Source organism: Pseudomonas migulae, from assembly GCF_024169315.1.
Taxonomy (GTDB): domain Bacteria; phylum Pseudomonadota; class Gammaproteobacteria; order Pseudomonadales; family Pseudomonadaceae; genus Aquipseudomonas; species Aquipseudomonas migulae_B.
Window position 1 is genome coordinate 3,509,370 of the sequence record NZ_JALJWR010000001.1, and the last position, 21,707, is coordinate 3,531,076.

General features: G+C 60.5%; 25 protein-coding genes. 15 read left to right on the forward strand and 10 right to left on the reverse strand.

What is annotated here, in order from left to right; translation table 11 throughout:
* Positions 1-74: 74 nt before the first annotated feature.
* Positions 75-506, reverse strand: coding sequence for an NINE protein (locus J2Y86_RS16060; protein WP_253433245.1), 432 nt, complete (start codon positions 504-506; stop codon positions 75-77).
* 249 nt (positions 507-755) lie between these two features.
* Between J2Y86_RS16060 and J2Y86_RS16065 the strand changes: the two genes are divergently transcribed.
* A complete protein-coding gene (locus J2Y86_RS16065) occupies positions 756-1,373 on the forward strand; it encodes a C40 family peptidase (protein ID WP_253433248.1) in 618 nt (205 codons plus the stop codon).
* 93 nt (positions 1,374-1,466) lie between these two features.
* On the opposite strand, the gene J2Y86_RS16070 is transcribed toward J2Y86_RS16065, so the two are convergent.
* The gene (locus J2Y86_RS16070) at positions 1,467-2,501 is read right to left on the reverse strand and encodes a type IV pilus twitching motility protein PilT (RefSeq protein WP_253433251.1); all 1,035 of its coding nucleotides are present in this window, start codon (positions 2,499-2,501) and stop codon (positions 1,467-1,469) included.
* Between the two features lie 57 nt (positions 2,502-2,558).
* On the opposite strand from J2Y86_RS16070, the gene J2Y86_RS16075 reads away from it, so the two are divergent.
* The 9 genes from J2Y86_RS16075 to J2Y86_RS16115 all read left to right on the forward strand — a co-directional run bounded on the left by J2Y86_RS16075 (position 2,559) and on the right by J2Y86_RS16115 (position 9,283).
* Positions 2,559-3,245 carry a YggS family pyridoxal phosphate-dependent enzyme gene (locus J2Y86_RS16075; protein WP_253433253.1) on the forward strand — a complete coding sequence of 229 codons (687 nt, stop codon included), beginning with the start codon at positions 2,559-2,561 and terminating at the stop codon, positions 3,243-3,245.
* Positions 3,246-3,280: 35 nt separating this feature from the next.
* On the forward strand, positions 3,281-4,099 hold the full coding sequence (proC, locus tag J2Y86_RS16080; RefSeq protein ID WP_253433256.1) for a pyrroline-5-carboxylate reductase: 819 nt from the start codon (positions 3,281-3,283) through the stop codon (positions 4,097-4,099).
* A gap of 24 nt (positions 4,100-4,123) precedes the next feature.
* A complete protein-coding gene (locus tag J2Y86_RS16085) occupies positions 4,124-4,711 on the forward strand; it encodes a YggT family protein (RefSeq protein ID WP_253433259.1) in 588 nt (195 codons plus the stop codon).
* Positions 4,712-4,913: 202 nt separating this feature from the next.
* The gene (metX, locus tag J2Y86_RS16090; RefSeq protein WP_253433262.1) at positions 4,914-6,053 is read left to right on the forward strand and encodes a homoserine O-succinyltransferase MetX; all 1,140 of its coding nucleotides are present in this window, start codon (positions 4,914-4,916) and stop codon (positions 6,051-6,053) included.
* Positions 6,054-6,060: 7 nt separating this feature from the next.
* On the forward strand, positions 6,061-6,681 hold the full coding sequence (gene metW / locus J2Y86_RS16095) for a methionine biosynthesis protein MetW (RefSeq protein WP_253433265.1): 621 nt from the start codon (positions 6,061-6,063) through the stop codon (positions 6,679-6,681).
* 26 nt (positions 6,682-6,707) lie between these two features.
* Positions 6,708-7,142, forward strand: coding sequence for a DUF4426 domain-containing protein (locus J2Y86_RS16100; RefSeq protein WP_253433268.1), 435 nt, complete (start codon positions 6,708-6,710; stop codon positions 7,140-7,142).
* Complete coding sequence (gene rdgB / locus J2Y86_RS16105) at positions 7,139-7,735, forward strand: RdgB/HAM1 family non-canonical purine NTP pyrophosphatase (RefSeq protein WP_253433272.1); 597 nt, start codon at positions 7,139-7,141, stop codon at positions 7,733-7,735. The genes J2Y86_RS16100 and rdgB overlap by 4 nt, the downstream gene beginning before the upstream one ends.
* Positions 7,732-8,937: a radical SAM family heme chaperone HemW gene (gene hemW / locus J2Y86_RS16110; protein WP_253433277.1), complete on the forward strand. Its 1,206-nt coding sequence runs from the start codon at positions 7,732-7,734 to the stop codon at positions 8,935-8,937. Before rdgB ends, hemW begins: the two co-directional genes overlap by 4 nt.
* A gap of 22 nt (positions 8,938-8,959) precedes the next feature.
* Positions 8,960-9,283: a DUF3392 domain-containing protein gene (locus tag J2Y86_RS16115; protein ID WP_253433280.1), complete on the forward strand. Its 324-nt coding sequence runs from the start codon at positions 8,960-8,962 to the stop codon at positions 9,281-9,283.
* A 131-nt stretch (positions 9,284-9,414) separates the two neighbouring features.
* Here J2Y86_RS16115 and trmB read toward each other — a convergent pair whose 3' ends face one another.
* The 4 genes from trmB to J2Y86_RS16140 all read right to left on the reverse strand — a co-directional run bounded on the left by trmB (position 9,415) and on the right by J2Y86_RS16140 (position 11,667).
* Positions 9,415-10,140 carry a tRNA (guanosine(46)-N7)-methyltransferase TrmB gene (gene trmB, locus J2Y86_RS16125; RefSeq protein WP_017341284.1) on the reverse strand — a complete coding sequence of 242 codons (726 nt, stop codon included), beginning with the start codon at positions 10,138-10,140 and terminating at the stop codon, positions 9,415-9,417.
* 9 nt (positions 10,141-10,149) lie between these two features.
* On the reverse strand, positions 10,150-10,944 hold the full coding sequence (locus tag J2Y86_RS16130; protein ID WP_008068101.1) for a thiazole synthase: 795 nt from the start codon (positions 10,942-10,944) through the stop codon (positions 10,150-10,152).
* A 60-nt stretch (positions 10,945-11,004) separates the two neighbouring features.
* Positions 11,005-11,205 carry a sulfur carrier protein ThiS gene (gene thiS, locus J2Y86_RS16135; RefSeq protein ID WP_007897898.1) on the reverse strand — a complete coding sequence of 67 codons (201 nt, stop codon included), beginning with the start codon at positions 11,203-11,205 and terminating at the stop codon, positions 11,005-11,007.
* 90 nt (positions 11,206-11,295) lie between these two features.
* A complete protein-coding gene (locus J2Y86_RS16140) occupies positions 11,296-11,667 on the reverse strand; it encodes a DUF423 domain-containing protein (RefSeq protein ID WP_253433283.1) in 372 nt (123 codons plus the stop codon).
* A gap of 74 nt (positions 11,668-11,741) precedes the next feature.
* On the opposite strand from J2Y86_RS16140, the gene mtgA reads away from it, so the two are divergent.
* A complete protein-coding gene (gene mtgA, locus J2Y86_RS16145) occupies positions 11,742-12,464 on the forward strand; it encodes a monofunctional biosynthetic peptidoglycan transglycosylase (RefSeq protein ID WP_253433286.1) in 723 nt (240 codons plus the stop codon).
* A gap of 194 nt (positions 12,465-12,658) precedes the next feature.
* Here mtgA and rpoH read toward each other — a convergent pair whose 3' ends face one another.
* The 4 genes from rpoH to ftsY all read right to left on the reverse strand — a co-directional run bounded on the left by rpoH (position 12,659) and on the right by ftsY (position 16,855).
* A complete protein-coding gene (gene rpoH, locus J2Y86_RS16150; protein WP_007897890.1) occupies positions 12,659-13,513 on the reverse strand; it encodes an RNA polymerase sigma factor RpoH in 855 nt (284 codons plus the stop codon).
* Positions 13,514-13,632: 119 nt separating this feature from the next.
* Entirely contained in the window at positions 13,633-14,655 is a 1,023-nt protein-coding gene (gene ftsX / locus J2Y86_RS16155) for a permease-like cell division protein FtsX (RefSeq protein WP_253433289.1), read from the reverse strand.
* Entirely contained in the window at positions 14,652-15,323 is a 672-nt protein-coding gene (gene ftsE, locus J2Y86_RS16160; RefSeq protein ID WP_017341290.1) for a cell division ATP-binding protein FtsE, read from the reverse strand. The genes ftsX and ftsE overlap by 4 nt, the downstream gene beginning before the upstream one ends.
* Positions 15,320-16,855, reverse strand: coding sequence for a signal recognition particle-docking protein FtsY (gene ftsY, locus J2Y86_RS16165; RefSeq protein WP_253433293.1), 1,536 nt, complete (start codon positions 16,853-16,855; stop codon positions 15,320-15,322). Before ftsY ends, ftsE begins: the two co-directional genes overlap by 4 nt.
* Positions 16,856-17,199: 344 nt before the next feature.
* Here ftsY and J2Y86_RS16170 point away from each other — a divergent pair, with 344 nt between their 5' ends.
* Genes J2Y86_RS16170 through J2Y86_RS16185 form a run of 4 tightly spaced genes read left to right on the forward strand, consistent with a single transcriptional unit; the run spans position 17,200 to position 21,703 of the window.
* The gene (locus tag J2Y86_RS16170; protein ID WP_253433296.1) at positions 17,200-18,555 is read left to right on the forward strand and encodes a M16 family metallopeptidase; all 1,356 of its coding nucleotides are present in this window, start codon (positions 17,200-17,202) and stop codon (positions 18,553-18,555) included.
* Positions 18,548-20,038 (forward strand): M16 family metallopeptidase, encoded by a 1,491-nt coding sequence (locus J2Y86_RS16175; protein WP_253433299.1) that lies wholly within the window; start codon positions 18,548-18,550, stop codon positions 20,036-20,038. Before J2Y86_RS16170 ends, J2Y86_RS16175 begins: the two co-directional genes overlap by 8 nt.
* Positions 20,038-20,649: a 16S rRNA (guanine(966)-N(2))-methyltransferase RsmD gene (rsmD, locus tag J2Y86_RS16180; RefSeq protein ID WP_253433302.1), complete on the forward strand. Its 612-nt coding sequence runs from the start codon at positions 20,038-20,040 to the stop codon at positions 20,647-20,649. Before J2Y86_RS16175 ends, rsmD begins: the two co-directional genes overlap by 1 nt.
* Positions 20,650-20,704: 55 nt before the next feature.
* The gene (locus J2Y86_RS16185) at positions 20,705-21,703 is read left to right on the forward strand and encodes a hydrolase (RefSeq protein WP_253433306.1); all 999 of its coding nucleotides are present in this window, start codon (positions 20,705-20,707) and stop codon (positions 21,701-21,703) included.
* The last annotated feature ends 4 nt before the right edge of the window (positions 21,704-21,707 follow it).

Sequence of the window (21,707 nt, forward strand, 5' to 3'; positions counted from 1 at the left end):
CATTAGTTCTGGGGTGTACACAGCATTTGCGTTCACCGGAGATCACATGTGGGAGCGGGCTAGCTCGCGATGACTTACTGGAAAGTGCCGCGATTCTGCGCGTTACGCACCGACACCTGATCATTCAGCGTCCAGAAGTCATACAAAACCCCCAGAAAGAACAACCCGCCCGTCACCAGATACAGCAACCCGCTGATCCACTTCCCCTGATACATCCGGTGTACGCCGAATACCCCGAGAAACGTCAGCAGAATCCACGCAACGTTGTATTCGATCGGCCCCGCGGTGAAACGCAGGTCTGCTTCCCGGTCCATCGACGGGATCAGGAAGAGGTCGATCAGCCAGCCAATGCCCAGCAAACCGAAGGTGAAAAACCAGATCGTCCCGGTCACCGGCTTGCCGTAATAGAAGCGGTGCGCCCCGGTAAAACCGAAAATCCACAGCAGATAACCGATCACTTTGCTGTGGGTGTCCTGATGTGGAACGGGGTGTTGATAGGTGTTCATGGATGACCTCAATTCACACGATAGATAAATATTCTTTAAATCTTTGTGACTTTTTTACGAGTAGCCGACGTATGGCAGGCACTACCTTGTCTGCCGTCAAACCCTTGTAGCGACTGAGTTCTGTCCGACAATTGCGTCCATTTAACGCTTATTTGGTTCCATTGCCCGCCGTTTGAATCGACAAACGGCCTCGGAAGGGTCAAAAAAGCTGTTATAAAGTTGCGCGCTAACCTATATGAGCCTTGCCTAATGCGTCCATTTTTCAAGACATGGCTAACCATTTGCCTTTTGATGCCACTGGCCGCCCACGCCACCAATCGTGAGCAACGTCTTCCTAACGTTAATGGTTACACCCCCAAATCCCATGTTTCTGCTCCTTCGAGCAAAAACAAACAAGCCGTCAAACGCGCCCCGCAGCTGGCCAGTAAAAGCAGCCTTGTTCCGCCGATGGCGACCAAGGAAAGCAGTAACGTGCTGAGCCGCGCCGTGAATGTCCTCGGTACACCTTACCGTTGGGGCGGCAGCAGCCCAAGCAAAGGCTTCGATTGCAGCGGCCTGGTGAAATACGCGTTCAACGACGCCACCTTCGATCTGCCACGCACTTCGAACGCCATGGCCAGCGGTCATGGCGAGAAAGTCGATCGCAAGGATCTGAAGCCGGGCGACCTGATTTTCTTCAACATCAAGAGCCGCCGGGTCAATCACGTTGCCATCTACCTGGGCAACGACCGCTTTATCCACGCACCGCGTCGTGGCAAGTCGGTGACCATCGACACCTTGAAGAAACCGTACTGGGAAAGCCACTACGTGGTTGCCAAGCGGGTTCTGCCGAAAGAGAAGAATGCCATTCAGGTCGTTCAGCGCTGATTTGAAGTCCCCTTCGCGGGCAAGCCTCGCTCCTACAGGATTTGTGCGATCCCTGTAGGAGCGAGGCTTGCCCGCGAAGGCGTTTCTGGACACTCAGAAATTATCCGGCGACCGCGCCTTCTCCCGCGCATGCTCGCGACTGATCAAGCCTTTGGTCACCAGATCCTTCAAGCACATATCCAGCGTCTGCATCCCCAGATTCCCGCCGGTCTGAATCGACGAGTACATCTGCGCGACCTTGTCTTCGCGGATCAGGTTACGGATCGCCGAGGTCCCCAGCATGATCTCGTGCGCCGCGATGCGCCCACCGCCGATCTTCTTTACCAGCGTTTGGGAAACCACCGCCAGCAATGATTCGGACAGCATCGAGCGCACCATCGACTTCTCGTCCCCCGGAAACACATCCACCACCCGGTCGATGGTTTTCGCCGCCGACGTGGTGTGCAGCGTGCCGAACACCAGGTGACCGGTCTCGGCAGCGGTCAGCGCCAGACGAATGGTCTCCAGATCCCGCATCTCCCCCACCAGAATCACATCCGGGTCTTCCCGCAGCGCCGAACGCAAGGCAGTGGCGAAACTGCGGGTATCGCGATGGACTTCGCGCTGGTTGATCAGGCATTTGCGCGATTCGTGGACGAATTCGATCGGGTCTTCGATGGTCAGGATGTGGTGATGGCGATTACCGTTCAGGTGATCGATCATCGCCGCCAGGGTGGTGGACTTGCCGGAGCCGGTCGGGCCGGTCACCAGCACCAGGCCCCGGGGTGCCTCGGTAATCTTGCGAAACACTTCCCCCATGCCCAGGTCCTCCATGCTCAGGACCTTGGATGGAATGGTCCGGAATACGGCGCCCGCACCACGATTCTGGTTGAAGGCGTTGACCCGAAAACGCGCCACACCGGGCACTTCAAAGGAAAAGTCGGTTTCCAGATGCTTCTCGAATTCCACCCGCTGGATGTCGTTCATGATGTCGTAGATCAGCTCGTGAACCTCCTTGTGGTCCAGAGCCGGCAGGTTGATGCGCCGCACATCGCCGTCGACGCGAATCATCGGCGGCAGGCCCGCCGACAGGTGCAAGTCGGACGCTCCTTGTTTGGCGCTGAACGCCAGCAGTTCAGTGATATCCATAGCACTCCTCAATTCCAGTAGAATGCCGCCAACCTCAGACCCGCTGGCGCCTCTTGAATGTCCACGATAGCAGACAACATTGCCCTGGTTAGTTCACGCATCCGGGCTGCCGCCCTTGCCGCCCACCGCGACGAGCACAGCGTCCAGCTATTGGCCGTGAGCAAAACCAAGCCCGCTGACGCCGTGCGTGAAGCCCACGCCGCCGGCCTGCGCGACTTTGGCGAGAACTACCTGCAGGAAGCCCTGGGCAAACAGCTCGAATTGACCGACCTGCCCTTGATCTGGCACTTCATCGGCCCCATTCAATCGAACAAGACTCGCGCTATCGCCGAGCACTTCGCCTGGGTGCATTCCGTGGATCGTTTGAAAATCGCACAACGCCTGTCCGAACAACGTCCTGCCGATCTGCCGCCACTGAACATCTGCATCCAGGTCAACGTCAGCGGTGAAGCCAGCAAATCCGGCTGCACCCCGGCCGACCTGCCGGCCCTGGCCCACGCCATCAGCGAATTGCCGCGCCTCAAGCTGCGCGGGCTGATGGCAATTCCCGAGCCGACTGAAGATCGCGCCGCCCAGGACGCCGCTTTTGCTGCCGTACAAAGCCTGCAAGCCAGCCTGAACCTGCCGCTCGACACACTTTCCATGGGCATGAGCCACGACCTAGAGTCGGCCATCGCCATGGGCGCCACCTGGGTCCGCATCGGTACGGCCCTGTTTGGCGCCCGCGACTATGGTCAGCCTTGAACAATGGCTGACACCTCTCTTGATAAGGACCTGACATGAGCAAGACTCGTATTGCCTTTATCGGTGCCGGCAACATGGCCGCCAGCCTGATCGGCGGCCTGCGGGCCAAAGGTCTGGACGCCGCGCAGATCCGCGCCAGCGATCCGGGCGCTGAAACCCGCGCCAAAGTGAACGCCGAACACGGCATCGACGTATTCGCCGACAACGCCGAAGCCATTCAAGGCGCGGACGTGGTCGTACTGGCGGTCAAACCCCAGGCGATGAAAGCCGTGTGCGAAGCGATTCGCCCCAGCTTGAAACCGAATCAACTGGTGGTGTCGATCGCGGCAGGCATCACTTGCGCCAGCATGAACAACTGGCTCGGCGCCCAGCCGATCGTGCGCTGCATGCCCAACACGCCGGCGCTGCTGCGTCAGGGCGTGAGCGGTTTGTTCGCTACCGCCGAGGTGACCGCAGAACAACGCCAACAGGCGCAAGAGCTGTTGTCGGCCGTCGGCATCGCCTTGTGGTTGAACGAAGAACAGCAACTGGACGCCGTCACTGCCGTGTCCGGCTCGGGCCCTGCGTACTTCTTCCTGTTGATCGAAGCCATGACCGCCGCGGGTGTGAAACTGGGTCTGCCGGCGGACGTTGCTGCCCAGCTGACTTTGCAAACCGCGCTGGGCGCCGCGCACATGGCAGTTGCCAGCGATGTCGACGCCGCTGAACTGCGTCGCCGCGTGACCTCGCCTGCGGGCACTACAGAAGCTGCAATCAAATCGTTCCAGGCTGGCGGCTTCGAAGCCCTGGTGGAAAAAGCACTTGGCGCCGCTGCGCACCGATCGGCCGAGATGGCCGAACAACTTGGCCGCTAATCAGCTCTTACAAAGGAATCAATAATGCTCGGACTCAATGACGCTGCCATTTTCATCATCAAAACCCTGGGCAGCCTGTACCTGCTGATCGTGCTGTTGCGCTTCATCCTGCAACTGGTCCGGGCGAACTTCTACAACCCGCTCTGCCAGTTCATCGTCAAGGCCACCCAGCCGCTGCTCAAGCCACTACGCCGGGTCATCCCGAGCATGTTCGGGCTGGACATGTCGTCGCTGGTGCTGGCGCTGATCGTGCAGATGCTGCTGATCGCGGTCATCGTGTCGCTCAAAGGCTTCATGGTCGACTGGCTACTGCTGGTGCCTTGGGCACTGATTGCGCTGTTCTCGCTGTTTTTGAACATCCTGTTCTACGCAATGATCATCAGCGTGATTCTGTCCTGGGTCGCGCCGGGGAGCCACAATCCGGGTGCCGAGCTGGTCGCTCAGATTACTGAACCGGTACTGGCCCCGTTCCGCCGGATCATTCCGAACCTGGGCGGCCTCGATATTTCGCCGATCTTCGCGTTTATCGTGATCCAGCTGCTGCAAAGCTGGCTGATTCCGCGCCTGGCGTACTTTGCCCTGATGCCGCAGGGGCTGCTTGGCCTGATCTGAAGCCGGCGATGACCTGTTAAACCGAGTCATCGTTCATCGCGGGCAAGCCCGCTCCCACAGGAATCGCACAATACCTGTGGGAGCGGGCTTGCCCGCGATGGGCGCGCCTCGGTCTAACTGAATGAATTGAGGCCCGGCCTTTGCTTGCCGCTAACCCCACCGGTCTTTAGACTTACGCCTCATTTCAACGAGAGCAGGGTCGATGCCAACTGCCTTTCCCCCCGATTCTGTTGGTCTGGTGACGCCGCAAGTGGCGCACTTCAGCGAACCCCTGGCCCTGGCCTGCGGCCGTTCGCTTCCGGCGTATGACCTGATCTACGAAACCTACGGCACGCTGAACGCCACGGCGAGCAACGCCGTGCTGATCTGCCACGCCTTGTCCGGGCACCACCACGCGGCCGGTTTCCACAGCCCCGACGACCGCAAACCCGGTTGGTGGGACAGCTGCATCGGTCCCGGCAAGCCGATCGACACCAACAAGTTCTTCGTGGTCAGCCTGAACAACCTCGGCGGTTGCAACGGTTCCACCGGCCCGAGCAGCATCAACCCGGAAACCGGCAAGCCGTTCGGCGCCGATTTCCCGGTGCTGACCGTGGAAGACTGGGTGCACAGCCAGGCGCGCCTGGCCGACCGGATCGGCATCAGCCAATGGGCCGCCGTGATTGGCGGCAGCCTCGGTGGCATGCAGGCCATGCAGTGGAGCATCACGTACCCCGATCGCATTCGTCACTGCCTGGCCATCGCCTCGGCACCGAAACTGTCGGCGCAGAACATCGCGTTCAACGAAGTCGCACGCCAGGCGATCCTCACCGACCCCGAATTCCACGGCGGTTCGTTCCAGGAAGCAGGCGTGATCCCCAAGCGCGGCTTGATGCTGGCGCGGATGGTCGGGCACATCACTTACCTGTCCGACGATTCCATGGGCGAGAAATTCGGCCGTGGCCTCAAGAGCGAAAAGCTCAACTACGACTTCCACAGCGTCGAGTTCCAGGTGGAAAGCTACCTGCGTTATCAGGGTGAAGAGTTTTCCGGGCGTTTCGACGCCAACACCTACCTGCTGATGACCAAGGCGCTGGACTACTTCGACCCGGCGGCGAACTTCAACGATGACCTGGCGAAAACCTTCGCCGGCGCCTCGGCCAAGTTCTGCGTGATGTCCTTCACCACCGACTGGCGCTTCTCCCCTGCCCGCTCGCGGGAACTGGTGGACGCGCTGATGGCGGCCAAGAAAGACGTCTGCTACCTCGAGATCGACGCTCCGCAAGGCCACGACGCCTTCCTGATTCCGATCCCGCGCTACCTGCAGGCGTTCAGCAATTACATGAACCGCATTACGTTGTGAGAAAGCCATGAGAGCTGATCTGGAAATCATCCAGGAATGGATCCCCGCCGGCAGCCGCGTGCTCGACCTCGGCTGCGGTGACGGCGAGCTGCTGACGTGGCTGCGGGACAACAAGCAAGTCACCGGCTACGGCCTGGAAAACGACCCGGACAACATCGCCGATTGCGTGGCCAAGGGCATCAACGTCATCGAGCAGGACCTGGACAAGGGCCTGGGCAACTTTGCCAGTAACAGCTTCGACATCGTGGTCATGACCCAGGCGCTGCAGGCGGTGCACTACCCGGACAAGATCCTCGACGAAATGCTGCGCGTCGGTCGCCAGTGCATCATCACCTTCCCCAACTTCGGTCACTGGCGCTGCCGCTGGTACCTGGCGAGCAAGGGCCGGATGCCCGTGTCCGAGTTTCTGCCGTACACCTGGTACAACACGCCGAACATCCACTTCTGCACCTTCGAAGACTTTGAAGCGTTATGTCGCGAACGTGAAGCCAAGGTCATTGATCGGCTTGCCGTGGATCAACAGCATCGGCACGGGTGGGCCAGTAAGCTATGGCCTAATCTGTTAGGTGAGATCGGTATTTACCGCGTCAGCAGTCCAGGGCTGCAGGATCACAAGGTCGCGGTCTGAACCACGACATTCCAAGGAGAACGATCATGGGTCGTCTAGCGCTGTTTGTAATTACTGCATGCCTGAGCGTCACCGCCATGGCCGCTGATGCCATCAAAGGAGACCGTCAGGAAAAATTCGGCGATGTGACGGTGCATTACAACACCTTCAACTCCACCTTCCTGACACCCGACATCGCCAAAGCCGCGGAGCTCACCCGCAGCAAGAATCAAGGCGTGATCAACGTTTCGGTGATCAAGGAAGGCAAACCGCTGATGGCTCAAGTCAGCGGTACGGTCAAAGACCTGACCAGCCAGAGCGTACCGTTGAAATTCAAACAGATCACCGAACAGGGCGCGATTTACTACATCGCCCAGTTCCCGGTCGACCAGCAGGAAATTCGCACTTTCGAGATCAAGGTGCAGAACGGTGACAAAATCAACACCATCAATTTCAACCAAGAGCTTTTCCCCGGCGAATGATGAACTTCACGCAACTCGTACTGGCCAGCCATAACGCCGGCAAACTCAAGGAACTCCAGGCCATGCTCGGCGGCTCGGTGCAACTGCGCTCGATCGGCGAGTTCAGCAGCGTCGAGCCTGAAGAAACCGGCCTGTCGTTCGTCGAAAACGCCATCCTCAAGGCCCGCAATGCCGCGCGCATTTCCGGCCTGCCGGCACTGGCCGACGATTCCGGGCTGGCGGTTGATTTCCTCGGCGGTGCGCCGGGGATCTACTCGGCTCGTTACGCCGATGGCCAGGGCGATGCGGCGAACAACGCCAAACTGCTCGACGCCTTGAAAGACGTGCCGGAAACCGAGCGCGGCGCGCAGTTCGTCTGCGTTCTGGCGCTGGTGCGTCACGCCGACGATCCATTGCCGATCCTCTGCGAAGGCCTGTGGCACGGGCGCATCCTGACCCAGGCCAGCGGAGAACACGGGTTTGGCTACGACCCGCTGTTCTGGGTGCCGTCGCGCGATTGCTCCAGCGCCGAACTGAGCCCGAGCGAGAAAAACCTGATCAGCCACCGCGCCCGTGCAATGGATCTGCTGCGCCAGCGTCTAGGCCTGATATGACCCATGAATCATCCGCGTCACCGCTGATTTTCGGCGGTGCCGCACAATCGCCACGGGCCGCGTTGCCAACGCTGCCGCCCCTGGCGCTGTACATCCACATCCCGTGGTGTGTGCGTAAATGCCCTTATTGCGACTTCAACTCCCACACTGCCAGCCCGGTGCTGCCGGAAGAAGAGTATGTGGACGCCCTGCTGGCTGATCTCGATCAGGACCTGCACGCCGTCTACGGTCGCGAGTTGAGCTCGATCTTCTTTGGTGGCGGCACGCCGAGCCTGTTCAGCGCCGAAGCCTTGGGCCGCTTGCTCAAAGGCGTCGAGCAACGCATTCCGTTTGCCAGCGACATCGAAATCACCCTGGAAGCCAATCCGGGGACGTTCGAGCAAGAGAAGTTTGTCGCTTACCGCGCATTGGGCATCAATCGCCTGTCGATCGGCATCCAGAGCTTTCAGGAAGAGAAACTCAAGGCCTTGGGGCGGATTCACAACGGTGACGAAGCGGTACGCGCCGCCGGCATGGCCCGTCAGGCCGGGTTCGATAACTTCAACCTGGACTTGATGCACGGTTTGCCCGATCAGTCGCTGGACGATGCCCTGAGCGATTTGCGCCAGGCCATCGCCCTGAAACCGACGCACTTGTCCTGGTATCAACTGACGCTGGAGCCGAACACGGTGTTCTGGAACCAGCCGCCGACGCTGCCGGAAGACGACACGCTGTGGGACATTCAGGAAGCGGGTCAGGCGCTGCTCGCCGAGCACGGTTACGCGCAATACGAAGTCTCCGCCTATGCCCTGCCCGGTCGCCCCGCGCGGCATAACCTCAACTATTGGAGTTTTGGCGACTTCATCGGCATCGGCGCTGGCGCCCATGGCAAGCTCAGCCACCCGGACGGCCGCATTGTGCGTACCTGGAAGACGCGACTGCCAAAGGATTACCTGAACCCGGCGAAAAGCTTCAAGGCTGGCGAGAAGGCTCTGACCAATGATGAACTGCCGTTCGAGTTCCTGATGAACGCCTTGCGCCTGACCGAGGGTGTCGAATCGCGGCTGTACCCGGAGCGCACCGGTCTGAGCCTGGAAAGCTTCGCCGAAGGCCGCCTCGAGGCCGAACAAAGCGGCTTGTTGCAGGTCGAACCGTCACGCCTGGCGGCCACCGAGCGCGGGCAACTGTTCCTCAATGACTTGCTGCAAAAATTTCTGAGCTGATTTCAGCCTTAAGGGAAAACGAATGGATTTGATACTCGACCTGCTCGCCACCGTCTCCCGTTGGAGCCGCAGCAACCTGTCGGAAATCTCGCTGGCGCTGGTGGGTTGTTTGCTGGTGCTGTTCGGCGCGGACATCAAAGGCTGGGTCGATCAGCGTCTGGGCAGCATCGCCGGCGCCTTGCGCGTCCCGCTGCTCGCGCTGGTATGCATGATCGGCAGCGGCCTCGCGCTGATCTACGCCACACCGTGGATCATCAAAGGCCTGAGCCAGTTCAACAACTACAGCCTGGCGCCGGTGTTGCTGGTGGTGCTGGTACTCATCGGCGTCGTCGCCGACCGCCGCTGACCTCAAAGCCAACACAAAACAAATGTGGGAGCGGGCTTGCTCGCGAATGCGGTTGATCATTCAACATTGATGTTGACTGACACGACGCCTTCGCGAGCAAGCCCACTCCCACAGTTTGTATTGCGTAGGGCTTAGGACTGCTTTTCGAACTTCAGGTCCCAAACGCCATGCCCAAGACGTTCGCCACGGCGTTCGAACTTGGTGATCGGGCGCTCAGCCGGGCGCGGAACGCACTTGCCGTCTTCAGCCAGGTTGCGATAACCCGGGGCGACGCTCATCACTTCCAGCATGTACTCGGCGTACGGTTCCCAGTCGGTGGCCATGTGCAGAATCCCGCCGACCTTCAACTTGCTGCGCACCAGTTCAGCGAACGACGCCTGAACGATACGGCGCTTGTGGTGACGGCTCTTGTGCCACGGGTCCGGGAAAAACAGCATCAGGCGATCGAGGCTGTTGTCAGCGATGCACCGGTTGAGCACTTCGATCGCATCGCAATCGTAGACCCGCAGGTTGGTCAGGCCTTGAGTCAGCACCCCGTTGAGCAGCGCGCCGACACCCGGGCGGTGCACTTCAACGCCAATGAAATCCTGTTCCGGCGAAGCCGCGGCCATTTCCAGCAGCGAATGGCCCATGCCAAAGCCGATTTCCAGCGAGCGCGGTGCCGAGCGGCCGAACACTTGATCGTAATCCACAGGCGCGTCGGCCAATGGCAGCACGAACAGCGGCGTGCCTTGATCCAGGCCTTTTTGCTGGCCTTCGGTCATGCGCCCGGCGCGCATCACGAAACTCTTGATGCGGCGGTGTTGGCGCTCGTCGCCTTCTTCCGTCTGGATTGGCGTGTCGTTTGATTCAGTCATCAATGGCTCTTACTTGATCAGACCATCCAGCGGCGAGGAAGCGCTGGCATAAAGTTTTTTCGGCATACGGCCGGCGAGGTAGGCCAGGCGGCCCGCGACGATGGCGTGTTTCATGGCTTCAGCCATCATGATCGGCTGCTGGGCATGGGCGATGGCCGAGTTCATCAGCACCGCTTCACAACCCAGCTCCATGGCGATGGTGGCGTCGGAAGCCGTACCGACACCGGCATCCACCAGCACCGGAATCTTGGCTTCTTCGAGGATGATCTGCAGGTTGTACGGGTTGCAGATCCCCAGGCCTGTACCGATCAGACCGGCCAGCGGCATGACCGCGATAACGCCGATTTCCGCCAGTTGACGGGCAATGATCGGGTCATCGCTGGTGTAGACCATCACGTCGAAGCCTTCCTTGACCAGCACTTCGGCGGCCTTGAGGGTTTCGATCACGTTGGGGAACAGGGTTTTCTGGTCCGCCAGCACTTCCAGCTTCACCAGGTTGTGGCCACCGAGCAGCTCACGGGCCAGACGGCAGGTGCGCACAGCCTCGGTCGCGTCGAAGCAACCGGCGGTGTTGGGCAGGAAGGTGTAGCGATCCGGCGACAGGACTTCGAGCAGGTTCGGTTCGCCCGGGTTCTGGCCGAGGTTGGTACGGCGCACGGCGAAGGTGACGATCTCGGCACCCGAGGCTTCGATGGCCAAGCGGGTTTCTTCCATGTCGCGGTATTTGCCGGTGCCTACCAGCAAACGCGACTGGTAAGTACGACCGGCCAGGACGAAGGGCTTGTCGCTACGAACGATGCTCATGGGAAATCCTCTGTAGGGGTGAGGTTCTTGCAGAATTCTGTGCCCTTGCGGGCCGGGCGACTAGCCGCCGCCGATGGCGTGTACCACTTCGACCGAATCACCGTCGTTCAATGTGGTTTCGGCGTGCTGGCTGCGCGGGACGATATCCAGATTGAGTTCGACCGCCACCCGGCGTCCGGTCAGTTCCAGACGGGTCAGCAGGGCCGCAACGGTTTCACCGTCGGGCAGTTCAAGGGATTCGCCGTTCAACTGAATGCGCATACCGAATGCCGCCATCATTTTTAGGGGCTGGCATTCTAGCCCGATCAGTCTTGGCGACCCAAGCCATTCGTCATGAAATGGACTGCCCGGTCAGCTCAACCGCCAGGCGGCAAGGCCCAGGCAGAACCAACCCACCAGAAACGCCAGGCCACCGAAGGGCGTGATGATTCCGAGCTTGCTGACGCCGGTCAGGGTCAACACGTACAGACTGCCGGAAAACAGCAGGATGCCGATCGCAAACGAGGCGCCAGCCCAGGTGATCAGCCGACCGGGAAGCTGTGTGGCAAGCAGCGCTACGCCCAGCAATGCCAAGGTGTGCACCAATTGGTAGGTGACGCCGGTGTGGAAGATCGCCAGGTATTCGGGTGTCAGCCGGTTTTTCAGACCATGGGCGGCGAACGCGCCAAGGGCAACACCGGTGAAGCCGAAGAAAGCGGCCAGCATCAGAAAGCCACGCAGCATGAAGAACTCCAGTCAGACTCGATCAACAGGGTCTGTATAATGGCCCGCTCAACGGGTTCGGCCAAGCCATCTCTATGCTGCGTTTATTTTTGCGACGATTCACGAAAGCCCTGCTCTGGTTCGCGGGTGGCAGCGTATTGCTGGTGCTGATTTTTCGCGTGGTACCGCCACCGGGCACGGCGCTGATGGTCGAGCGCAAGATCGAATCCTGGTTCGACGGCGAACCGATTGACCTGCAACGCACCTGGAAACCCTGGGATGAAATCTCCGACGACCTCAAAGTCGCAGTGATCGCCGGCGAAGATCAGAAATTTCCGGAGCATTGGGGTTTTGACCTCGGTGCAATCAAGGCCGCGCTGGCCCACAACGAGCTGGGCGGTTCGGTGCGCGGCGCCAGTACACTGAGCCAGCAAGTCTCGAAGAACCTGTTCCTGTGGTCGGGGCGCAGCTGGTTGCGCAAAGGCCTGGAAGCCTGGTTTACCGGGCTGATCGAGGTGCTTTGGCCCAAGCAGCGGATTCTTGAGGTGTACCTCAACAGTGTCGAATGGGATGAAGGCGTGTTTGGTGCGGAAGCGGCGGCCAGGCATCACTTTGGTGTTGGCGCTAAAAGCCTCAGCCGCCAGCAATCGAGCTTGCTGGCGGCGGTTTTGCCCAACCCACGGGTGTGGAGTGCGAGCCATCCGACCAATTACGTCGCACGGCGTGCCGGCTGGATTCGGCAGCAGATGAGTCAGTTGGGAGGCGACAGCTATCTGGCTGGCCTCAACGATTCACGCCGGGCGCCTTGGGCTCAATGAACTAACGCAAATCCTGTAGGAGCGAGGATTGCCCGCGAAGGCGATGTATCAGGCCACCATCTTCATCGGCTGACACACCGCCTTCGCGGGCAAGCCTCGCTCCTACAAGGGGTCTAGGTGATGCGGGAATAATTCGCACAAACAAAAACGCCCCGATCAATGATCGGGGCGTTTTTTATTGCCGGGCGCGCAGGTTAAGCGGCGATCGACAACTTGAGCTTGTTCATCGCGCTCTTCTCAAGCTGACGAATACGCTCGGCCGACACGTTGTACTTCTGCGCCAGGTCGTGCAGCGTGGCTTTCTCTTCAGCCAACCAGCGCTGATAGAGGATGTCACGGCTGCGGTCGTCCAGCACTTCCAGCGCTTCGTGCAGGTTGTGATTGGAGTTGTCGCTCCAGTCAGCGTCTTCCAGTTGACGGGCCGGGTCGTACCGGTGGTCTTCCAGATAGTTGGCTGGCGACTGGAAAGCGCTGTCGTCGTCCGCTTCTGCGGCCGGGTCGAAAGCCATGTCATGGCCGGTCAGGCGACTTTCCATCTCGCGCACTTCCCGCGGCTCTACGCCGAGGCTTTCCGCCACGCGGTGGACTTCCTCGTTGTTCAGCCAGGCCAGACGCTTTTTCTGGCTGCGCAGGTTGAAGAACAGCTTGCGCTGGGCCTTGGTGGTCGCGACTTTCACGATGCGCCAGTTGCGCAGGATGAACTCGTGAATCTCCGCCTTGATCCAGTGCACAGCGAACGAAACCAGGCGCACGCCCATTTCCGGGTTGAAACGCTTCACAGCCTTCATCAGGCCGACGTTGCCTTCCTGGATCAGGTCAGCCTGAGCCAGGCCGTAGCCGGAATAGCTACGGGCGATATGTACGACAAAACGCAGGTGGGCGAGCACCATCTGCCGAGCCGCCCCCAAATCCTGCTCATAATAGAGACTCTCGGCCAGTTCACGCTCCTGCTCCGGCGTCAGCAATGGAATGCTGTTGACGGTGTGCACATAGGCCTCCAGGTTCGCACCCGGGACCAGAGCATATGCAGGTTGCAAAGAATTGGTCATACGAAAAAACCTCCGACTTTCAAACTCGTGCAGTTCAGCACTGCGAAAATTGACCGGAAACCGAAGAACAAGTTCCCTAAACCCATAAAAGCTGAAAGGTCAATACGAGCAAAATGATATTACTTTGGCGCAAGCTCCCGCAGGTGGCGTGCGACTGCAATCCATGCACCGATATACCCCAACAGCACCGCGCCAAGCAAGAGCGGCAGACCGTCGGCAACCGGTACCCCGGCCAGTGCGAAATCACTGCCATACAAACCGGCCAGTCCGACCACAGCCTCGTTCAGCCAGTTCAGGCCAAACGCCAATACGCCCCAGGAAAGAATCCCCGCACCGAAGCCATACAACGCGCCCATATAAAGAAAAGGCCTGCGCACATAGCTGTCAGTGCCACCGACGAGTTTAATCACTTCTATCTCTGTGCGGCGGTTTTCAATATGAAGACGAATGGTATTGCCTATCACCAAAAGTAATGCAGAAACCAGAAGCACGGTTAGACCGAAGACAAAACGGTCACCCAGCTTGAGGATGGCTGCCAGACGCTCGACCCAGACTAGATCAAGTTGTGCCTGTTGTACCTTCGGCAACTCGGAAAGTTTTTGTCGTAATGCTTCAAGCGCGGGCTTGTCGACTTCGTTCGGGGTCACCAGCACCACGCCTGGCAGCGGGTTTTCCGGCAATTCCTTCAGCGCATCGCCCAGGCCGGACTGCTGCTGAAACTCTTCCAGCGCCTGATCGCGGCCGACATATTCAGCCTCGGCGACGCCGGGAATGGCTTTGATCTGCTCGCGCAACGACTCGCCTTCCGCCGGGCTGGCCTCGAGTTGCAGGTACAGGGAGATCTGCGCCGCACGCTGCCAGGAACCGCCCAGACGCTCGACGTTACTTAGCAAAAGTGACAGGCCCATGGGCAAACTCAGGGCCACCGCCATCACCATGCAGGTAAAGAAGCTGCCGATGGGCTGCTTGCCCAGGCGACGCAAACTGTCCAGCAGACTGGCGCGATGGCTTTCGACCCAGGCGCGGAACAGTGTGGCGAAGTCCGGGCCGTCGTCATCGTCGCGTTTTTTCTTCTGCGGCTGCGGATCGGCGGCTTTCGGCGCCACGCGCTCGGAGACTTTAGGGCTGCGTGTCGCACTCATACGCCCGCCTCCCCGTCACCGATCAGTCGGCCGCGTTGCAGGGTCAGCATGCGATGACGCATGCGAGCGATCAGGGCCAGGTCGTGGCTGGCGATCAGCACGCTGGTGCCCAGGCGGTTGATGTCTTCGAACACCCCCATGATCTCGGCGGCCAGGCGTGGATCGAGGTTACCCGTCGGCTCATCCGCCAGCAGCAACGCCGGACGGTGAACGATGGCGCGGGCAATGCCGACGCGTTGTTGCTGGCCGGTGGACAGGTCGCCGGGGTACAGATCGGTTTTATCCGACAGCGCCACGCGCTCCAGGGCCGAATCCACACGTTTGGCGATCTCGGCCTTGGAAAGACCGAGGATCTGCAGGGGCAGCGCAACGTTATTGAACACCGTGCGATCGAACAGCAACTGGTGGTTCTGGAACACCACGCCAATCTGCCGACGCAGAAAAGGAATTTGCGCATTGCTGATGGTGCCGAGGTCCTGGCCGGCCAGCAGCAACTTGCCGGTGGTCGGACGTTCCATCGCCAGCAGCAGGCGCAGCAGGGTGCTTTTACCGGCGCCGGAGTGGCCGGTCACAAACAAGAATTCGCCCCGACGGACTCGAAAGCTCAGCTCATGCAAGCCGACGTGACCGTTCGGGTAGCGTTTACCGACCTGTTCGAAACGAATCATGAACGCTCCCGCTCGGCAAAGAGTGCCTGGACAAAGGGTTCTGCTTCAAAAGTACGCAAGTCATCGATGCCTTCACCGACGCCGATGTAGCGAATCGGCAAGCCAAACTGCTTGGCCAGGGCGAAAATCACTCCGCCTTTGGCGGTGCCATCGAGCTTGGTCAGCGCCAGGCCCGTCAGTTCGACGGTCTGGTTGAATTGCTTGGCCTGGCTGATCGCGTTCTGACCGGTGCCGGCATCGAGCACCAGCAGCACTTCGTGCGGTGCATCGGCGTCGAGCTTGCTGATCACCCGGCGAACCTTCTTCAGCTCTTCCATCAAATTGTCTTTGGTGTGCAGACGACCGGCGGTATCGGCGATCAACACGTCAATGCCGCGGGCCTTGGCCGCTTGCACGGCATCGAAGATAACCGAAGCCGAGTCAGCGCCGGTGTGCTGGGCGATCACCGGAATCTTGTTGCGCTCGCCCCACACCTGCAATTGCTCGACTGCCGCGGCACGGAAGGTATCACCCGCCGCGAGCATGACTTTCTTGCCTTCGAGTTGCAGTTTTTTCGCCAGTTTGCCGATGGTGGTGGTCTTGCCGGCGCCGTTGACGCCGACGACCAGAATCACGAACGGCTTGTTCTGCGAGGAGATTTTCAGCGGCTGTTCGACCGGCTTGAGCATCGCCGCCAGTTCAGCCTGCAGGGATTTGTACAGCGCGTCGGCATCGGCCAGCTCTTTACGGGCAACCTTTTGGGTCAGGCGCTGGATGATCACGGAAGTGGCTTCGACGCCAACGTCGGCCGTCAGCAAACGGGTTTCGATGTCTTCGAGCAGCTCGTCATCGATGATTTTCTTGCCCAGGAACAGGCTGGCCATGCCTTCGCCGATGCTGGCGCTGGTCTTGGACAGGCCTTGCTTGAGGCGGGCGAAGAAACCGGCTTTGGTTTCCTCAGTGCGCGCAGGCTCGGCGGGTGTTTCGACGGGTACGACGGGCGCGGCGGCCACGGGAGTGACGACCGGTGCAGGCTCTGGCGCTGGAACAACCGGAGCAGCTGGAGCAACCGGAGCAACCGGAGCGGCCGGAGCAACGAAGGCTGGAATCACAGGTTCTGGAACAACCGGCACAGGCTCGGCCACAACAACCGGTTCAACAGTCAGCTCAACAACCGTCGCCTGGATCGGCTCAGGCGTGAACGCAGTCGGCGCTGGAATCGGTGGCGTAATATGCGGCGCCAGTTCGTCTTCGACCAATGCCACCGGTTCTTCCGCCACCGGCAATGTCAGCCACGGTTCGGCGACGGGGGTCGGCGGCTGTTCGGCCACGACTTCGGTTTGCGCCTCAACCACCGGTTGCAGCACCGGCTCGGCGATCGGCAGGACAACCGGCGCCGGCGCTTCATCTATTACCGGTGCAGGCTGTGGCTCAGAAATGGGTTGTGGCTGTTCGACGACGGTTTCCTGCGGCTTTTTGCGCAGCCATCCGAACAGGCTTTTCTTCTCGCCAGCCGCAGCTGGGGCTTTCTTGTCGTCGTTGGAACCAAACATGGAGGACGGCTATCTCACGGTAGCGACGCGCCAAAGGGCGCCCCGGCAAATAAATATTCGATGCAGAACAGACTGCGATTGACCCAGCTTGTTCACGCGCAACATTTTGTAGAGGTGCAAACAGCCCCTCAAAGGTCGACTAATACGAAGGACTGGAACGGCATCGTCGGCGAAAACGCAGAGTTTAGCTGACAAACTCAAAGCTTCCGCAGGTAACCCATGCAACCTTCCGGCCGATCAAAGGCCTGATAGGCGTGGCCGCCAGTAAAACGGACCAGTATCCTAGCACCCTCTCGCCCGCTGACGCTAAGAACAAGCGGGCAGCCCCAAAGGTTTAAAAACGAATGAATGCTCTAGCCCGCCGCGCTGCAGGCCTGCTGCTCAGCACAGTTTGTCTGCCACTTTCAGCCCTCGCTGCCGACCCGCAACCCACCCACGAATTCACCCTCGACAACGGCCTGAAGGTCATCGTGCGTGAAGACCATCGCGCGCCGGTGGTGGTTTCCCAAGTCTGGTACAAGGTCGGCTCCAGCTACGAGACGCCGGGGCAGACCGGTTTGTCCCACGCCCTGGAACACATGATGTTCAAGGGCAGCGAGAAAGTCGGCCCCGGTGAAGCTTCGCTGATCCTGCGCGACCTCGGCGCCGAAGAGAACGCCTTCACCAGCGACGACTTCACCGCTTATTACCAAGTACTGGCCCGCGACCGCCTGGGCGTGGCCTTCGAACTTGAAGCGGACCGCATGGCCAGCCTGCGCCTGCCCGCTGACGAGTTCGCCCGCGAAATCGAAGTCATTAAAGAAGAACGCCGTCTGCGCACCGACGACAAGCCGATGTCCAAGGCCTACGAACGCTTCAAGGCCATGGCTTACCCGGCCAGCGGTTACCACACGCCGACCATCGGCTGGATGGCTGACCTCGACCGCATGAAGGTTGAAGAGCTGCGCCACTGGTACCAATCCTGGTACGTGCCGAACAACGCCACGCTGGTGGTGGTCGGCGACGTGACCCCGGATGAAGTCAAAACCCTGGCCCAGCGCTATTTCGGTCCGATTGCCAAGCGTGATGTGCCGCCGGCGAAGATCCCGATGGAACTGGCTGAGCCCGGCGAACGCCAGATCACGCTGCACGTGCAGACGCAATTGCCGAGCCTGATGCTGGCTTTCAACGTACCCAGCCTCGCCACCGCTGAAGACAAGCGTTCGGTGCATGCCTTGCGCCTGATCTCGGCCCTGCTCGACGGCGGCTACAGCGGGCGCATCCCGACACAACTGGAGCGCGGCGAAGAGCTGGTGTCCGGCGGATCGTCGAGCTACGACGCCTATACCCGAGGCGACAGCCTGTTCACGCTTTCGGCAACGCCGAACACCCAGAAGAACAAAACCATGGCCCAGGCCGAAGCCGGCTTGTGGAAGCTGCTCGAACAGCTGAAAACCACTGCGCCATCGGCTGAAGAGCTGGAGCGCGTGCGGGCCCAGGTGATTGCCGGCCTGGTTTACGAGCGAGACTCGATCACCAGCCAGGCAACCGCCATCGGCCAACTGGAAACCGTCGGTCTGTCGTGGAAACTGATGGACACCGAACTGGCCGAACTGGAAAGCGTCACGCCAGAAGACATCCAGAAAGCCGCCAAGCTGTATTTCACCCGCGAACGTCTCAGCGTCGCCCATGTCCTGCCACTGGAGACGACTCATGAGTGAGCATAAAAAACCACATCTGGCCTTGATCGGTCTGATCGCTGTCGCGCTGATCGGATCGGCGGCTTTCTATTTCCTGAAGACCGACGAGTCCAACGCGAGCGAAGCCCTCGACAAGGCCAAGTCCAGCCAGAAACTGCAATCGCTGGCCGAACTCGACGGCAAGGCACCGAGTCGCCGCACGCTGGACGTGCAGACCTGGAACACGGCCGAAGGCGCCAAGGTGCTGTTCGTCGAAGCCCGCGAGTTGCCGATGTTCGACATGCGCCTGATCTTCGCCGCGGGCAGTAGCCAGGACGGCGATGCGCCGGGTCTGGCCGTGCTGACCAACGCGATGCTCAACGAAGGCGTGGCCGGCAAAGATGTTGGCGCCATTGCCCAGGGCTTCGAAGGCCTGGGTGCCGACTTCGGCAACGGCGCGTTCAAGGACATGGCACTGGCCTCGTTGCGCAGCCTTAGCGCCGCGGACAAACGCGAGCCCGCACTGAAGCTGTTCTCCGAAGTCGTCGGCAAACCGACCTTCCCCGCCGATTCCTTTGCGCGGATCAAGAACCAGATGCTCGCCGGCTTCGAATACCAGAAACAGAACCCCGGCAAACTGGCCAGCATCGAGCTGATGAACCGCTTGTACGGCGATCACCCGTATGCGCATACCAGTGACGGCACGGCGAAAACCGTTCCGGCGATTACCCTGGCCCAATTGAAGGCGTTCCATGAGAAAGCCTACGCCGCCGGCAACGTGGTGATCGCGCTGGTGGGCGACCTTTCCCGTGCCGAGGCCGAGGCGATTGCTGCGCAAGTCTCCGGCGCGCTGCCAAAAGGCCCTGCGCTGGCGAAGCTGCCGCAACCGGTCGAGCCGAAAGCCAGCATCGGCCACATCGAGTTCCCGTCCAAGCAGACCAACCTGATGCTCGCGCAACTGGGCATCGACCGTGACGACCCGGACTACGCCGCCCTGTCCATGGGCAACCAGATCCTTGGCGGCGGTGGCTTCGGCACCCGTTTGATGAGCGAAGTGCGCGAGAAGCGCGGTCTGACCTACGGCGTGTATTCGGGCTTCACCCCGATGCAGGCGCGCGGCCCGTTCATGATCAACCTGCAAACCCGCGCCGAGATGAGTGAAGGCACGCTGAAACTGGTGCAGGACGTACTCGCCGACTACCTTAAAACCGGGCCGACCGAAAAAGAACTCGACGACGCCAAGCGTGAACTGGCCGGCAGCTTCCCGCTGTCCACCGCCAGCAACGCGGATATCGTCGGCCAGCTCGGCGCGATGGGTTTCTACAACCTGCCGCTGAGCTATCTGGAAGACTTCATGCAGCAGTCCCAGAGCCTGACGGTCGAGCAAGTCAGAACCGCACTGAACAAACACCTGAGCACGGATAAAATGGTCATCGTCAGCGCTGGCCCGACCGTGCCGCAAAAGCCGTTACCGGCCCCTACTGATAAACCTGCCGAGCAGCCGCTCGGGGTTCCGGAGCATTAATGGCCACTCGTCCTAAAAAACCTGTTCACAACGTGCACAACGGCGTGAACCAACTGCGCATCATCGGCGGTGAATGGGGCAGCCGAAAGCTGAGCTTCCCCGATGCACCGGGCCTGCGCCCGACGCCAGACCGAGTGCGTGAAACATTGTTCAACTGGCTCGCACCATATGTCGCCGGGGCCAAGGTCTTTGACCCGTTCGCCGGCAGCGGCGCGTTGTTCCTCGAGGCACTGTCCCGTGGCGCGGCGATGGGCCAGGCGCTGGACGCCAGCAACATCGCGGTCTCGAGCATCAAGGAACATCTGGGCACACTGCGCTGCACCACCGGCCAGATTCAGACGGCCGATGCCCTGCGCTACCTGGAAACCCAGCCAGCAGTGGCTTACGACCTGGTGTTCCTCGACCCGCCCTTCAACCAGAACCTGTTGCCGTCCGTGTGCACCCTGCTCGAAGAGCGCCAATGGCTGGCGGACGATGCCTGGGTGTACACCGAAAGTGAAACGGCACCGTCGACGCTCGGTTTGCCGGCGAACTGGCGACTGCACCGCGAGCAGAAATCCGGGCGCGTCTACTACTCGTTGTGGCAACGTATGGCAGAGATCGCCGGTTAACCGACCGGCCTGAAAAGGTGCGCACAGGTTGCGCACCGCTGCATCGAGAGCAATCGTGTCCTTTCCGTCAGAACGCTTCATCCCCGCCTTCGGCCTGGGCAACCCGCACTTGCAGACCTTGTGGGGACCGCTCTGGCGCAAAACCACGCACATCGAACGCGAGCGCGAACGCTTGTGGCTCGAGGATGGCGACTTTCTTGACCTGGACTGGCACGGTCCGCACAGCGCCGATACGCCGCTGGTGCTGGTTTTGCACGGCCTGACCGGTTCTTCCAATTCGCCTTACGTGGCCGGCGTGCAGAAGGCGCTGGGTGCCCAGGGCTGGGCCAGTGTTGCACTGAACTGGCGCGGCTGCTCGGGCGAACCGAATCTGTTGCCACGCAGCTACCACTCCGGCGCCAGCGAAGACCTTGCCGAAGCCATCAGACACCTGCGGGCCAAACGGCCGCTCGCGCCGCTGTACGCGGTCGGTTATTCCCTCGGCGGCAACGTTTTGCTCAAACACTTGGGCGAGACCGGCAGCGACAGTGGCGTGCTCGGCGCCGTGGCAGTGTCGGTGCCCTTTCGGCTCGATCAGTGCGCCGACCGTATCGGCCAGGGTTTCTCGAAGGTGTATCAGGCGCACTTCATGCGCGAGATGGTCGCCTACATCAAGAACAAGCAACGGCAGTTCCAGCATGACGGACGCGAGGATGGCCTGGCGAAACTGGCTGCCCTGGGCTCGCTGGAAAACATGCGCACGTTCTGGGATTTCGATGGCCGGGTCACCGCGCCGCTGCATGGTTTCAGCGATGCACAGGATTATTATCGCCGTGCCTCGAGCCGCTATTTCCTGGGCGAGATTCGCACGCCAACGCTGATCATTCAGGCGGCAGACGACCCGTTTGTGTTTCCTCACAGCCTGCCGCAAGCCAAGGAATTGTCCGCCAGCACCCAGCTCGAGCTGCAAGCCAAGGGCGGGCATGTCGGCTTCGTCGATGGCTCGCTCCGGCAACCGGGTTACTACCTGGAACGGCGCATCCCGCAGTGGCTGACCGCCGTGGGTCGCGAGTAGATCG